Below are 14,553 nucleotides of genomic sequence, written 5' to 3'. Positions count from 1 at the left end.
CGAACCAGCGGAAGTAGTTCGACATGTAGCCGGCGTGGTCGGCCACCCGCGCCATCTGCAGGATGTAGCCGTCATCGGACGAGTTGGCCCCGATCACATGCCATAACAGGAACCCGCCGACCACCACCACGTCGACCGGGCTGAACGTGCGCCAGCGCGCCGGGATCAGGCTGTGCATCCGTCTGCCGTCGAGCCGGTCCAGCCGCCACAGCGCCAGCACCGCGATCACGGTGGCCGCGATGCCGAGCAGCATCGCCGTCAACTTGAGCGGGGTGGGTTTGGTGGTGAACCGGGTGTCGATCGTCGCCGACATCGAGAGTCCCGGTGGCGCAGGCCCGGTCAGCTCGGTGAAGACACCGACGATGGCGGGCCGCAGCGCCGGGTCGGCGAAGCCGCTGCGCTGTTGTTTACCGGTGTCCGGGTCGGTGAGCCCCACGAAGGTGGCGAAGGTGCCCGCCTCCGACGAGGTGATCTCGATGCGTTGACAGTCCGGGCCCGCCACCCGTTCCCTCGGCACGCTGGCGATCACCACGTTGCGGTCGGTGATGTCGACCCGCTCGCTGGTGACGTTGAGGAACAGCGCGTTGAGCGCGGCCTGCCTGCCCTCCTTGGGCGCGGTGCCCAGCACCAGGGCGCCCTCCGGCGGCAGCGTCCGGATCACCTCACACGGCACCGTGATGGTCATCTCGACCGGAGTCTGGGTGATGAGCGGGGCGGTGACGCTGTTGAACTGCCCCTGCTCCGGCCAGTTCAGTGTCGCGGTGGTCTGCACCACCGGCAGCAGCGGGGTCAGCACCGAGCAGACGAACCCGATCAGGCCCGCGACCATGGCCACCCAGCGGGCCGTCTTCACGTCCTTGGCAGCGTTCATGGCAGCGCCCGGATCGGTCCGGGCCGGCTCCAGCCGAACGTGCGCTGGGCGCCCTGTTCGACGGTGGCGACCGGTGCCTGACCGGGCGGCACCACCGGGTCATACCGTTCGATCGAACCCCAGTCCCGGTACCAGTCATCGCGCAGGTAGGTCGGGATGGTCGAGGTGCGCAGCAGCGCCTGGATGAACAGGAAGGGGCCACCCTTCCGGGCGGACTGCCACATATTCGACGACACCACCACTTGTTTGACGTTGGGCAGGATGCGGTACTGCGGCAGTTCGGCGATGCCGAGACGTTCGGAGAACGGGCGCTGGCACGGGAAGTTCGCGGCCGTGGCGATGTCCATCAGAACCGGGGTCTGCGGGCCGAGGAACTGCTGCGCGGTCTGCAGGGTGGGCACCCGGGGCGGGGTGAAGCCGAACCACTGGTCATCGGACAGGTTGGGGTCGTCGGCCACGATCCGGGCCACATTGGCCTCCGGCGGCGCCCAGGCCAGCGGGAATCGCAGGTTGCGCCAAGCGTATTGGGCGAACACGTCGATCGGCTGCACCGAGTCCAGCGCCTGGTAGCTGCCGTCGGGGCGGTGCACCCCCCATTGCAGTTTCAGCGACTGGCCGTAGTGGAACTCGTGTTCCTCGTCGTAGTACCAGATGGCGCCCGCGGCGGCGACGGTGACCAGCGGGCGGTCGGGGCTGCGCGGCGGCAGCTGGTACCAGGACGAGGTGGCCTTGGCGGCCACCCGTCCTCCGTCTGCACCGGGCTCGTTGTAGCTGCCCATCACCGGGGTGCGGGCCGGGTCGAGGCCGAACGGCAGGTAGACCCGCGACCCGTTGACCCCTTCGGGGCCGTAGCCGCCGCCGGTGCCCGCGGCGTAGGCGATGCCGACGTTGGGTTTGTTGGGGGAGCCGTCCGAGTTGACCGTGCCGGGGTTGGCCACCACGGGTTTGGGCGGTTCGAGGGTGTCGCTGATCGCGTTGGGGGTGAACCCGACCGGGTTCTGCCCGCCGAGCGGACCGTACTGGCCGTAGGTCTGACCCGGAACCGGTTGCAGCATGCCGGCATTGGTGTCGGCCTCGACCAGGACGTCGTCGGCCATGGCGCAGCTCCGGTCGGACAGCCCCGAGCTGAGCGCCCGCACGTTGGCCGCCGCGGTGGTGTAGACGGGATAGCGCTGGACGAAGCCCTTGGCCATCGAACCGACTTCCAGCACCACCATGATGACCGCGACCACCAGCATCGGGGTGGCGGCCAGGGCCCGGTTGCGCCGGGTGTCGGCCACCTCGGTGTGCCCGGCGTAGTCGATGCGGAAGTGCAGCCAGCCGGCCAGGATGGCGGTGACGATGGCCAGCGCCAGGAACATCGAGGTGACCGGCTGCCCGGCCAGCACCGGCTGGCGGTCGAACCACGGCACCCCGTAGTTGCCGATGTAGAACCAGCCGTTGATCCCTGAGGTGGCCCAGGCCACCACGAACAGCAGCGCGGTCACATATAGCGCGAGGTTGCGTCGGCTGTGCAGGCCCACCCTGGCGAACGCGAACGCCGTCACGGCGCCGAGCGCGCCGGCCAGCCCGGCGAATTCGCCGAACTGCACGGCCCATTTGGTGGGGGTGAAGGTCAGCAGCAGCAGGCCGACCGCGGTGGTACCGAGCAGCCGCCACACCGGGCCGCTGGCCAGCCCGGGCACCCGGCCCTTGCGCAGCAGCACCGCGATCATGCCGAACAGGCACAGCAGCATGATCAGCACCGCGAAGCGCCGGGTCAGTGAGCTGTCCACGGAATCTTCCACGGTGAGGAAGTAGTAGCGCAGGAACTCCTGGTACCAGGAGATGGTGGGGCCGACGGTGTATTTGATCCTGGCCGATTCGGCGACGCTGGCCAGGGTCTGGTCGCGGAACACGATGACGAAAACCAGTGCCGCGGAGGCGGCGAGGGCCGCGACCGCGGGCAGCGCGATGCGCCGGGCCTTGATGATGCCGACCACGGTGCGCGCCCCGACCAGCAGCGGGGCCAGCGCGATCAGGCCCTGCGGGGCCAGCGTGACGGTGAACATGGCGACGACGACCGCGAGGCAGGCCGGCCAGAGACGACGTGTCCCGATGGTGGATTCGATGAGCGCCCACACCGCGAGCACGCCGAACGCGATGAGCGGTTCGGGCCGCAGACCGTTGTTGAACGGCAGCCACGCGGCCAGGAACACCGCACCCGCGGTCCACATGGTGACGCTGTTGAGTGCGACGCGGCGCCCGAGCCGGGGCAGCACCCACCGGCTCAGCAGCAGCCAGGTGCCGATCGCGGCCAGGGTCGCGGGCACCCGCATCCAGACACTCGCGGTGCTGATCGCCGCGAAATGCGCGAGCACCGACTGATACCAGTCGAACGGTGCCTCGGTGGTGCCGAAATAGCGGAAGTAGTTGGCGGTGTAGCCGGCGTCGGCCGACACCCGCGCGATGGTCAGGTTGTAGCCGTCGTCGGAGGAGATGGCGCCGATGACGTGCCACAGCAGCAGACCGCCGATGACGCCGACGTCGGCGATCCAGGTCGCGACCGGAACCTTCACGAAGCGGCGCCAGGCGCGTCGAACCGCGTGCGCCCCGGTGCGGGCGCGGCGGTCCAGCACCAGCAGCCCGACGATCGAGGCCACCACGCAGACCACGCCGAGCGCCATCACCAGCAGCTTGAGCGGGGTGGGGGTGGTGATGAACCGGGTGTCGACGTCGACGCGTGCCGAGAGGCCCGGCTGCGGCGGCACCTTGAGCTCGGTGAAGATCCCGGCGACCTGGGGTTTCTTCTCGACGGCCGCGGTGCCGGTGGCGCCGGGGATGCCGATGAAGTCGGCGCCGACGGCGCCGGCGTTGGCCCACACGTGCAGTGTGCTGCAGGCCCCGGCGTCGACCGCGTCGCGCGGCGCCACGGTGGCCACGGTGTCGCGGAAGACCACCAGCACGCTGTCGGCGTAGGCGCGGACGAACAGCCCGTTGCGGGTGGCGTCGATACCGCCCGGCGGAATGGTCGACAGGACCAGCCCGCCCTCGGCGGGCAGGGTTGCGATGGCCTGGCACGGGATCGAGATGTCCAGGGACTGCGGTGCCCCCGAGACCAGCGGCGCGGTGACATCGGTGATGTTGCCGTCGGTTCCGGTGCCCTGCGGCCACTGCACGGCGGCGGTGGTCTGGGTGACGGGCAGCAGCGGGGCCAGCGCGCACAGCAACACCCCTGCGATACCGGCAAAGACGGTGATCAGGCGTGCGATGCCCACAGCTCGATCGGCAGGTTCATCGGATGGCACGAGGCTCGATGGTATGCGACCCGGATGTGAGCGCCGGTCTCCCCACGCCCTTGGGCCCGAGAAGTGATGAACCGGCGATCAGCTCAGGCGTAGCGGCGCGGGGCTCCACAGTCCGCTGCGGGTCGCGGTGCCCAGGTCCAGGCGCGCCGGAACGGCGTCGCGGTACCACGGGTTCAGCCGCTGCAGCGAGCCCCAGTCGCGGAACCAGTCGTCCTTGAGGTAGGTGGGCACGCTCGTCGGCCGCACCAGCAGTTCGGAGATGCCCAGCGGTCCACCGCCCAGGTAGTCCATCACCGGTGAGTTGGCCTCCGCGCCGAACCGGTCCGGCAGGATTCGCCACTGCGGCACCTCGGTGACGCCGTACTGATGGGCGAACGGCCGCTGGCACGGGAAGGCCAGCCCCACCAGCCAGTCCAGCAGCACCGGATCGGTTGAGCCGACCACGTCCTGCAGGGTGCGCAGTTCGGGGATGCGCGGCGGGGTCACCGCGATCCAGTGCTGCGGCGCCAGGTCGTCGTCGGTGGCCACCAGCCGGATCTGGGTGGCCTCGCGCGGTATCGCCGAGATCGGCGCGCGCAGGTTGCGCCACGCCGGGGCGGAGCCGACGTCGGCGAACCCGACGGTGCCGCCCGGCTTGTTCTGGGCGGCACCCTCGTCGGTGGCCCACTGGACGGTGACCTCGCCGGCGTCGAAGCGCCCGGCCGCCGACACCACCAGCAGCGGGCCGGCCTGGTCGCGGTCGGGCAGCCGGTACCACGCCGAGCGCATCACGGCGGGGGACTGGGTTCCGGCCCGCCAGCTGCCCAGCACGGGCGTCGTGGTCGGGTCCAGGTTGTAGGGCAGCCGGGCGCGTGAGCCGTTGACCCCCGCGGCGGAGGTGGTGCCGCCCTCGGTGCCGGCCTCGGCGGTGGTGTCGGTCCCGGCGTCGGTGTCGGCGAAGTTGCCGGACCCGGGTTGTTCCATCACCGGGTCGGCCGACACGTCGGACGGAATCCCGTTCGGGCCGAATCCCTGCGATGTGCCCGCACCGAGCGCCTGGCCGGGCGGTTCGCTGATCGGCGCGAGCAGGCCCGCGTTCGGGTTCTCCTCGACCATCACATCGTCGGCCAGGCCGCAGGTCTTACCGGTCAGCGCCCCCAGGTTGGACCGGCCCACCGACCAGGCGGGGTACTGGTCGGTCATCGCCAGCGTCAGCGACACCACCTCGAACATCACCACCAGCCACGCGGCGATCGCCATCGGGGACTGCAGGATGCGCTGCCAGCGGCGCTGCCCGCCGTCGGGGGCCCGGTCGCGGCCGGTGAAATGGAACCAGGCCGCCAGCAGCAGGGTCAGGATCGAAAGGCCGAGCAGCACGGTGGTGAAACCGAAATGCCATTCGGGGAACGAGTTGGACCAGGGCACACCGAAGTTGGAGACGTACCACCAGCCGTTGACGGTGGCGAACGACAGCGCCATCACGAACAGCACCGCGGCCGCGAACATGGCCCGGTTGCGGCGTGACTTCATCGCCGCGGCGGTCACCGCGACCGCGGCCAGCGCGCCGAGCGAGCCGGCCAGCCCGGCGAACACCCCGAAGTGGTGGGTCCACTTGGTGGGGGTGAACATCATGGCGAAGAACGAGATGATGGTGATGCCGACGATGCGCCGGCTCGGGCCGGCCGCGGTGCCGGGGATGCGGCCCTTGCGCATCGACATCGACACCGCCACGGCGAGCGCCAGCAGCAGGGTCAGCACCGCGAAGCGCCGGGCCACCGACCCGTCCGGGCTGGTGGTGAACAACCGCTCGTAGCGGATGTGCTCGTCGAACCAGGCCAGGCTGGGGCCGACCGCCGATTTGAACGTGCTGGCCTCGATCTCGCCGGCCAGGGTCTGGTCCCGGAAGATCAGGATGATGGTGACCGTGGCCGCGGCCAGGATCGGCGCCAGCAGTGCCAGCCGGCCGAACCGTGAAGTGTGCGCGGCCACAATGGTTTTCAGTGGCCCGACGGCGACCAGCAGCGCGCCGACCGCAGCGATGCCGGTGGGGCCGGAGAACAGGGTCAGGGCGCCGATGACGATCGCGATGGCCACCGGAAGCAGCCGGCTGGTCGCGACCCCGCGTTCCACCGAACACCAGGTCAGCAGGATGCCGAGCGCGATGATCGGCTCGGGCCGCAGGCCGTTGTTGAGCGGCAGCCAGAACGCCAGGAACATGCCCGCGGCGGTCCACGCCGCGGCCTGGCTGTGTTTGACCGCGTTGCCGAGGCGGGGGAGCACTTCGTGACTGATCACCCACCAGCAGGCCAGGGCCATCACCAGGGTGGGCAGCCGCATCCACATGCTGGTGGTCGAGACGTGCGCCCACAGCGCCAGCAGGTCGTAGTACCAGCCGAACGGGGCCTCCGGGGTGCCGAACCAGCGGTAGTAGTTGGCCATGTAGCCGGCGTGTTCGGACACCCTGGCCATGGTGAGGATGTAGCCGTCGTCGGAGGTGTTGGCCCCGACGAAATGCCACCACACCAGCACCGCGGCGACCAGCCCGTCCAGCGGGGTCAGCGACCACCACCGGGCAGGCAGGAAGCGTTTGATCGCCCGCCCGTCGGCGGTGTCGAGCACGTGCAGGGCGCCGAGCGCGATGATCGTCATCGCCACCCCGACCACCATCGCCAGCGTCTTGAGCAGTGTGGGTGCGCTGCTGTAGCGCGAGTCGATAGTGGCCGAGACCGTCAGCCCCTGCGGTGCCGGCCCGGACAGGTCGGTGAAGATCCCGACGATCTGCGGCCGGAAGTCGTATCCGCTGCGCTCACCGCGCAGCGGCGCGTCGGGATTGTCTCCCGGGTCGTTGGAGGCGCCCTGGGTGAGGCCGACGAACTCGCCGGTCACCTTGTCGGCGTGAGCGGTGAAGGTCAGGTTCTGGCATGCCGGGCTGAGCACCGCGTCGAGGGGGGCGCTGACCACCGGGGTGTTGCGCACGATGACCAGCAGGTCGTTGTTGACCCGCTCGATGAGTAGGCCGCGGTCGATGGCCTTGGGTGCCTGTTTGGGCACCGTTGATAAGAGGACCGTTCGGCCCCGGTTCTCCGGCCCGGCCAGGCCCGCGGCCGCCTGACACGGCACGTTGATGGTCAGATCGGTCGCGACGTAGCCGATCAGCGGCGCGTTGACGCTCTCCCAGGCACCGTTCTGCGGCCAGTTGAGTTCGGCGGTGGTCTGCTTGACCGGCAGCAGCGGCGCCGCTATCGCCATCAGCGCACCGAGCAGACCGGCGACGATCGCGATCAGCCGCGCGGTCCGGTGGTTGCCATTCCCCGCTCGATGCGGTCCAGTCACGGGCTCCGATGCTAATGCGGGATCAGTCGCCATCGGGCCCCGGCATCACATCTGGCTGATTATCCGGCTTCACATCGGGCTTGCGGATCGCCAGGACGAACGGTCCGATGTCGGACACCTCGAACCGGGGATCGTCGAACAGTGCCGAGTTCAGCTCCACGTGGTAGCGCCGCACATTCGGCTGGTTGGGGTAGACGTCGGAGGCCAGCCGCAGCGTGTAGGTGTCGTTCGCGCCGTGCCGCATCAGGAACACGGTGGGGGCCGGCCACGGCATCTCGTCGAGCGCCGTGACGAACTGGTCGGCGGTGCTCAGCGTGGCCCAGCCCTCGATCGCCTCGGCCCGCTTGTCGAATTCGGCGAGCGGATTGGCGTAGTGCGAGGTCAACCCCTGGAAGCCGTAGTAGGGGTAGTAGGACAGGAAGCTGTAGTCGGCGGTGAGCACCACGGTGCGGTTGCGGGGCACCCCGGTGACCTCGAGGACCTTGGCGTCGATCTCGCGGTAGTGGCGTTCGGCGCCAGGTGCCCGACGGTCGGCGCGTACCCCGGTGCCGTCGGTGTCGGTGTAGGCCACGTTGATGTCGGGGCGCAGCACATCGGGGATGTCCTGGCTGAAGGTGACCGCCCCGATCGCGCCCACCGCGGTCGCCGCGGCGACGACGCGGCGCGCCGTCTGGGGTTGGTAGCGCCGGGCGATGGCCAGCGAGGTTTCGACGAACCCGAACGCGCCCGCGGTGGTGAGCAGCACCGTCAGGGTCGGCTGCAGCCGGAACGACAGCAGCGTGGTGCCTGCCAGCGTGGTGAGCATCGACAGCAGCGACCATGCGTAGACCGCGAGGACGGCGATGCCGAGCGCTGCTGCGCGGGTGGAACTGCGCGCGCGCACCACCAGCCACAGCGTGCCGACCAGGCACAGCGCTCCGAGCAGGGTGAACCGCAGCATCGGGAACTCCAGCGATGCGCCCGCCTCGGGCAGGTAATGCTGGGCGGTGCCGGACTCGGCCGGCTGCCCCCGCAGCGCGGCCAGCAGGTAGGGCGTCCAGGTGAGCAGCGCGAGGGCCCCCGAGATGACCGCGATGACGGCGAGCCGCAACAGCGGACCGATCTGCTTGCGGGCGGCGGCCAGCAGCAGGGCCATGATGGTCAGGGTGAACGCGCAGAACAGGAACAGCAGGGTGTAGAACAGCGCCGAAACCCCGAGGAAGATCCCGACGCCGACGATGGCGGCCCAGCCGCCGGGGTGCGCCCGTAGACCCGACCAGGCCAACACGAACACCGGCGGCAGCAGCACGGTGATGATGGCGGCATACGGTTCGGCCGTCGAGTAGGCGAGCATCGCGGCGGTGCTCGCGGTGGTCACGATGACGGCGTATTCGAACCGGATCATCGCGGCCCACAGCACCAGTGCGAGGGCGGCGGCGATGGTGATGGACACGATCGCCCACGGTTTGAACATCTCCCAGGCCGGGGTGCCGGTGGCGGCCGCGATCCGGCCGCCGAGCCAGAACCAGCCGGCCGGGTAGTACGGCGGCAACCCGATGTAGGTCATATCGTGCAGAGCCGCGGTGTCGGTGAGCCGGGTCAGGTATTCGGTGCGGAACTGCTGATCGACCGACACCCCGAACAGGTAGAGCTTGGTGGCGCCGAGCGGCATCGCGATGGTGACCACGGCGAACGCCGACAGGAAGATCAGGGCACCCAGCCGGGCCAGGGTCCGTCTGCCGCGCCGCCACATCAGGCCCGCCGCGAACAGGCCGGCCAGACAACCGAACTGGCCGACCGTGGTGAGTGCGTGCAGTTGGTTGGAGGTGTTGTACGCCGGCCACTCGACCCGGTCGATCGCCGCGATCGCCACCCCGGCGATCGCGGACGCGATCAGGACGGCGATCAGCATCTGGCCGACCACCCGGGCCGGGCCGGCCACTGTGCGGGCCGCGGCCGCCATCAGATGGGGAGCTTGCGGAAGATGGGCCGCGGAATGTGCCGCAACACCATCATCACGTAGCGGAATGCTCCCGGTGCCCAGACCAGTTCCTTACCTTTGGCCGACGCGGTGACGGCCAGCTCGGCGACGTATTCCTTGTCGACGGTCAGCGGGGCTTCCTTGACGTGGGCACTCATCCTGGTGCGGACCTGTCCCGGCCGGATCACCAGCACCCGGACGCCGAACTCCCGCAGCGCCTCGCCCAGGCCCAGATAGAACCCGTCCAGCCCGGCCTTGGTGGAGCCGTAGACGAAGTTGGACCGGCGCACCCGCTCACCGGCGGCCGAGCTCATCGCGATGATCTGGCCGAACCCCTGCGCGCGCATCTTCTCGCCGAGCAGCACGCCCACCGAAACCGCTGCCGTGTAGTTGATCTGGGCGATCTGGACCGCCTTGCGCTGGTCCTGCCACAGCTGTTCGGCGTCGCCGAGCAGGCCGAACGCCACGATGGCCACATCGATGTCCCTCGGGCCGTCGGCTGTGGAGAAGGCCTTGTCGATGACCGCGGGGTGGCTCGCGGTGTCGACGGCGTCGAAGTCGATCACCTCCACCGATTTCGCTCCGGCCTTGGACAGTTGCGCGGCGGCGTCGTCGCGGCCCGGATCGTCGGGCAGCGCGGCCAGCACGATGTGGGCTCCGGCGGTGCGCAGATATCTCTCACAGATCGCCAGTCCGATCTCCGAGGTGCCGCCGAGCAGCAGAATCGTCTGGGGGTTACCTACGGCGTCGAACACCATCTAGCGCAGCTCCAAGGCTCGGGGACATCGTGACGAGGGTACCGTGCGCGCCGCTCCCCGACGCCGAACGCCCAGGCCGGCCGTGAGGCCGACCTGGGCGTCCAGGTGTTGCCGGATCAGACCGGATCAGACATCGAAGCGGTCGGCGTCCATCACCTTGGCCCACGCCGCGACGAAGTCCTTGACGAACTTCTCCTTGGAATCGTCCTCGGCGTACACCTCGGCCAGCGCCCGCAGCTGCGAGTTGGAACCGAAGAGCAGATCGACCCGGCTGGCGGTGTACTTCTGCGCACCGCTGGCCCGGTCCATGCCGACGTAGGTCCCGTCGTCGGCAGCCGACGGCTCCCACTTGATACCCATATCGGTCAGGTTGACGAAGTAGTCGTTCGTCAGCTTGCCCTTGTCGGCGGTCAGCACACCGAGGTCGGTGCCGCCGTGGTTGGCGCCAAGCACGCGCAGGCCACCGACCAGCACGGCCAGTTCCGGAGCGGACAGGCCGAGCAGGTTGGCCCGGTCGATCAGCCGGTACTCGGCAGGCAGCGAGTCGCCCTTGCCCGCGTAGTTGCGGAAACCGTCGGCCTTGGGCTCCAGGTAGGCGAACGACTCCACGTCGGTCTGCTCCTGGGTGGCGTCGCCGCGTCCCGAGGTGAACGGCACCGTGACGTCGAATCCGGCGTCCCTGGCCGCCTTCTCGACGCCGACCGCACCGCCGAGCACCACCAGGTCGGCGAACGAGGCGTCGGTGCCCTTGTCCTTCGCGGCCTGCTGGATCTCCTCCAGCTTGCGGATCACCTGGGTGAGCTCGTCGGTCTCGTTGACCTCCCAGCCCAGCTGCGGCTGCAGCCGGATCCGGCCGCCGTTGGCGCCGCCACGCATATCGCTGGAGCGGAACGACGAGGCCGCCTTCCATGCGGTGTCGACCAGCTGCTGGGTGGTCAGGCCGGATTCGGCGATGGCCGTCTTGAGCGTGGCGACATCGGCATCGGAGAGCGTCTTACCGGCCGGGACGACGTCCTGCCAGAGCCAGGTCTGCTTGGGCACCAGCGGCCCGAGGTAGCGGACCACCGGCCCCATATCGCGGTGCAGCAGCTTGAACCACGCCTTGGCGTACTCCTCGGCGAGCTCCTCCGGGTGGTCCAGCCAGCGGCGGGTGATCTTCTCGTAGATCGGATCCATCCGCATGGACAGGTCGGTGGTCAGCATCGACGGGTGGGTCTTGCCGCTGCCCTGCGCCATCGGCACCGAGTTGGCCCAGCCGCCGTCCTTGGGACGCCACTGGTTGGCGCCTGCCGGACTCTGGAACAGCTCCCACTCATTGCTGTAGAGGATCTCCAGGAAACTGTTGTCCCACTTGGTCGGAGTGTGGGTCCAGGTCACCTCGAGGCCACTGCTGACGGTGTCGTTGCCGAGGCCGGCGTTGGCCCAGCCAAGGCCCATCTGCTCCAGCGGGGCGCCTTCGGGCTCGGGCCCGTTCTCGACTTCGGTGGCACCGTGGGTCTTGCCGAAGGTGTGGCCACCGACGATCAGCGCCGCGGTCTCGACGTCGTTCATCGCCATCCGGCCGAAGGTCTCGCGGATGTCGATGGCCGCGGCCACCGGATCCGGGTTGCCCTCGGGGCCTTCGGGGTTGACGTAGATCAGACCCATGTGGCTGGCGCCGAGCGGGTTCTCCAGCTTGGTCCGGTCACCGCCGGAAGAGGCGTAGCGTTCCTGCGATCCCAGCCACTCGTGCTCGGCGCCCCAGTAGATGTCCTCCTCGGGCTCCCAGTAATCCGGGCGGCCGAAGGCGAAGCCCGCGGTCTTGAAGCCCATGTGCTCCATGGCCCGGTTGCCCGCGTAGACGATCAGGTCCGACCACGAGATCTTCTTGCCGTACTTCTTCTTGATCGGCCAGAGCAGACGGCGGGCCTTGTCCAGGCTGACGTTGTCGGGCCAGCTGTTGAGCGGGGCGAAGCGCTGCATACCGCGCCCGCCGCCACCGCGGCCGTCCTCGACCCGGTAGGTGCCCGCGGCGTGCCAGGACATCCGGATGAACAGCGGGCCGTAGTGGCCGAAGTCGGCGGGCCACCAGTCCTGCGAATCGGTCAGCAGCGCGTCGAAGTCGCGCTCGAACGCCTCGAAATCGAGGGTCTTGACGGCCTCGCGGTAGTCGTAGCCCTCGTCGGTCGGGTCGATCGCCGGCGGATTCTTCTGCAGGATCTTCAGGTTGACCGCGTTGGGCCACCAATCGCGGTTGCTGCCCCCCTCGACGGGCGGCTTGATCCGCATGGGGCAACCGCTTTCGGCGGGTTCGGTTTGAGCTTCGCCAATGGGTGGATGTGTTTCGGCCATGGGAATCCTTCCGGGGCTGGCGGGTGGGTTATCTACTTGGCACGGTGGAACATTCGGGGCACAGGCCCCAGTAGATGACCTCGGCTTCGTCGATCTCGAAACCGTGGTCATCCGACGCGGTCAGGCAGGGTGACCCGCCGACCGCACAGTCGACGTCGGCGATCGCACCGCACGCCCGGCACACGACGTGGTGGTGGTTGTCGCCGACACGTGACTCGTAACGAGCCACGGAACCCGATGGCTGGATCCGCCGCACCAGACGCGCCGCGGTCAGCGTGTGCAGCGAGTCGTATACGGCCTGATGTGACACCTCGGGCAGTTCTCTGCGAACGCCACGGATGATCGAATCCGTGTCGGCGTGCGGATGCGCGTACACGGCGCTCAGCACCGCGACCCTGGGTCGGGTCACGCGCAGATCGGCCCTCCGGAGCATGAGCTGGAAGTCCGGAGTGGTGGCCACGAAGCGAGTCTTGCCCGTTTTCTGGAATTAGTCAAGAATGAAATTCTTGGTCGGCATGTCCGGACGTGCCGACCGTGGGCCCTGCGCACGAGAACGGGGCGGATTCGGTGCACGACGCCCACGCTCGACGGCAGAATTTACGTCAGCTCCAGGCGGCGGGCCATGTCCGAGACGAACACCCCGTCGGGATCGACCTTGCGCCGCACCGCGATCCACTCGTCGATGCGCGGATACATGGCGTGGAAGGTCTCGGCGGTGGTGCGTGAGTCTTTGGCGGTGTAGAGCCGGCCGCCGAACTCCAGCACCCGCTTGTCGAGGTCGGTGAGGAACTCGTTGAGGCCGGGTTTGATCGGGAAGTCCACGCACACGTTCCAGCCGGGGATCGGGAAGCTCAGCGGTGCCCGATTGCCCGGTCCGAACAGTTTGAACACGTTGAGGAACGAGTAGTGCCCGGAGCGCTGGATGTCGACGAGGATGCGTTTGAATTCCTCGACGGCCTCGGTGGGCACCACGAACTGGTACTGGCCGAATCCGGCCGGGCCGTAAGCGCGGTTCCACTCCCCGAACATGTCGAGCGGGTGGTAGAACTGCGTCAGGTTCTGGACCTTGCCGCGGTAGGTGCCCGATTTGCGGTACCACAGCTCGCCGATCGGGCCGAACGTGTATTTGTTGGCCAGCCCGTTGGGGAACACATCGGGAAACGTAAGCAGTTGCGGCGCATCGAATTTCAGCGGATTTTTCTGCAGCTTGCGGGGCAGCTGGTCCAGCGTGGCCAGCGAGCCGCGGGAGATCGCGGCCCGGCCCAGCTTGGGCGGCCCGCTGATCGCGTCGAACCAGGCCGACGAATACGTGTAGTTGTCCTCGGTGCCGTCGCTGTGGAACGCGATGGTCTCGTCGAGCGTGTGGGTGACGTCGCCGTCGGCGATGAAGTAGGCGGTCTCGGTCGGGGTCATCTCGATGGTGGCGCGCAGGATGATCCCGGTCAGGCCGTTGCCGCCCACCGTCGCCCAGAAGATGTCGGCGTTGTCGCCCTCCGGCGTCAGGTGCAGCACCTCGCCGCGGGCGGTGAGCAGTTCCATCGAGCGCACGTGGTTGCCGAAGCTGCCCGCGCTGTGGTGGTTCTTGCCGTGGATGTCGCAGCCGATGGCGCCGCCGATGGTGACCTGCCGGGTGCCGGGCAGGACCGGAACCCACAGCCCGAACGGCAGCGCGGCCTTCATCAGCTGGTCGAGGTTGACCCCGCCGTCGAGGTCGACCAGATGGGTTTCGCGGTCGATGGTGTGGATCCGGTTCAGCGGGGCCATATCGATGACCAGCCCGCCGCCGTTCTGCGCATTGTCGCCGTAGGACCGGCCCAGCCCGCGGGCGATCACGCCGCGTCCGCCCTGCTCGGCGGCCAGGACGACGGCCTTGACGATGACCTCGGGGTCACTGGTCGAGAGCACCTGTGCCACGGTCGGCGCGGTGCGGCCCCAGCCCATCATCGCCGATCGGCGATTCGATGGGCGCGGTCGCGACGGCGATCTCCTGGCCGGCCCGGATCTGCGGGTCGGCGTCGAAGCCGATCCGGTCGA

Annotated in this window: 8 protein-coding genes and 1 pseudogene; all 9 read right to left on the bottom strand. The window is 69.0% G+C overall.

Going from position 1 to position 14,553, the window contains the following annotated elements:
- Positions 1–871 (bottom strand): arabinosyltransferase domain-containing protein (locus tag ACWDTP_RS31800; RefSeq protein ID WP_450027196.1); only part of this gene is annotated, 871 nt, incomplete at its 3' end.
- A complete protein-coding gene (locus ACWDTP_RS31795) occupies positions 868–4,158 on the bottom strand; it encodes an arabinosyltransferase domain-containing protein (RefSeq protein WP_450027195.1) in 3,291 nt (1,096 codons plus the stop codon). The genes ACWDTP_RS31800 and ACWDTP_RS31795, both read right to left, overlap by 4 nt.
- A 78-nt stretch (positions 4,159–4,236) precedes the next feature.
- Positions 4,237–7,503, bottom strand: coding sequence for an arabinosyltransferase domain-containing protein (locus ACWDTP_RS31790; RefSeq protein WP_450027194.1), 3,267 nt, complete (start codon positions 7,501–7,503; stop codon positions 4,237–4,239).
- Complete coding sequence (locus ACWDTP_RS31785; protein ID WP_450027193.1) at positions 7,493–9,412, bottom strand: galactan 5-O-arabinofuranosyltransferase; 1,920 nt, start codon at positions 9,410–9,412, stop codon at positions 7,493–7,495. The genes ACWDTP_RS31790 and ACWDTP_RS31785 overlap by 11 nt, the downstream gene beginning before the upstream one ends.
- Entirely contained in the window at positions 9,412–10,188 is a 777-nt protein-coding gene (locus ACWDTP_RS31780) for a decaprenylphospho-beta-D-erythro-pentofuranosid-2-ulose 2-reductase (protein ID WP_450027192.1), read from the bottom strand. The genes ACWDTP_RS31785 and ACWDTP_RS31780 overlap by 1 nt, the downstream gene beginning before the upstream one ends.
- A gap of 126 nt (positions 10,189–10,314) precedes the next feature.
- A complete protein-coding gene (katG, locus tag ACWDTP_RS31775) occupies positions 10,315–12,519 on the bottom strand; it encodes a catalase/peroxidase HPI (RefSeq protein WP_450027191.1) in 2,205 nt (734 codons plus the stop codon).
- A gap of 28 nt (positions 12,520–12,547) precedes the next feature.
- Complete coding sequence (locus tag ACWDTP_RS31770) at positions 12,548–12,952, bottom strand: Fur family transcriptional regulator (protein ID WP_450027197.1); 405 nt, start codon at positions 12,950–12,952, stop codon at positions 12,548–12,550.
- 164 nt (positions 12,953–13,116) lie between these two features.
- A complete protein-coding gene (locus ACWDTP_RS31765; protein WP_450027190.1) occupies positions 13,117–14,463 on the bottom strand; it encodes an FAD-binding protein in 1,347 nt (448 codons plus the stop codon).
- A 1-nt stretch (position 14,464) separates the two neighbouring features.
- Positions 14,465–14,553: pseudogene (locus ACWDTP_RS31760) on the bottom strand (hypothetical protein); the annotation flags it as partial.

It is taken from the genome of Mycobacterium sp. NPDC003449, assembly GCF_053588415.1.
The sequence above is the reverse complement of the archived record's forward strand: the minus strand, read 5'-3'. Positions and strand labels throughout refer to the sequence as shown.

What these genes read in the sequence shown, in the direction of transcription:
- ACWDTP_RS31790 (WP_450027194.1), bottom strand. Translation starts at nt 7,503, where the DNA reads ATGGCGACTGATCCCGCATTAGCATCGGAGCCCGTGACTGGACCGCAT.
- ACWDTP_RS31785 (WP_450027193.1), bottom strand. Translation starts at nt 9,412, where the DNA reads ATGGCGGCCGCGGCCCGCACAGTGGCCGGCCCGGCCCGGGTGGTCGGC.
- ACWDTP_RS31780 (WP_450027192.1), bottom strand. Translation starts at nt 10,188, where the DNA reads ATGGTGTTCGACGCCGTAGGTAACCCCCAGACGATTCTGCTGCTCGGC.
- katG (WP_450027191.1), bottom strand. Translation starts at nt 12,519, where the DNA reads ATGGCCGAAACACATCCACCCATTGGCGAAGCTCAAACCGAACCCGCC.
- ACWDTP_RS31770 (WP_450027197.1), bottom strand. Translation starts at nt 12,952, where the DNA reads ATGCTCCGGAGGGCCGATCTGCGCGTGACCCGACCCAGGGTCGCGGTG.
- ACWDTP_RS31765 (WP_450027190.1), bottom strand. Translation starts at nt 14,463, where the DNA reads ATGATGGGCTGGGGCCGCACCGCGCCGACCGTGGCACAGGTGCTCTCG.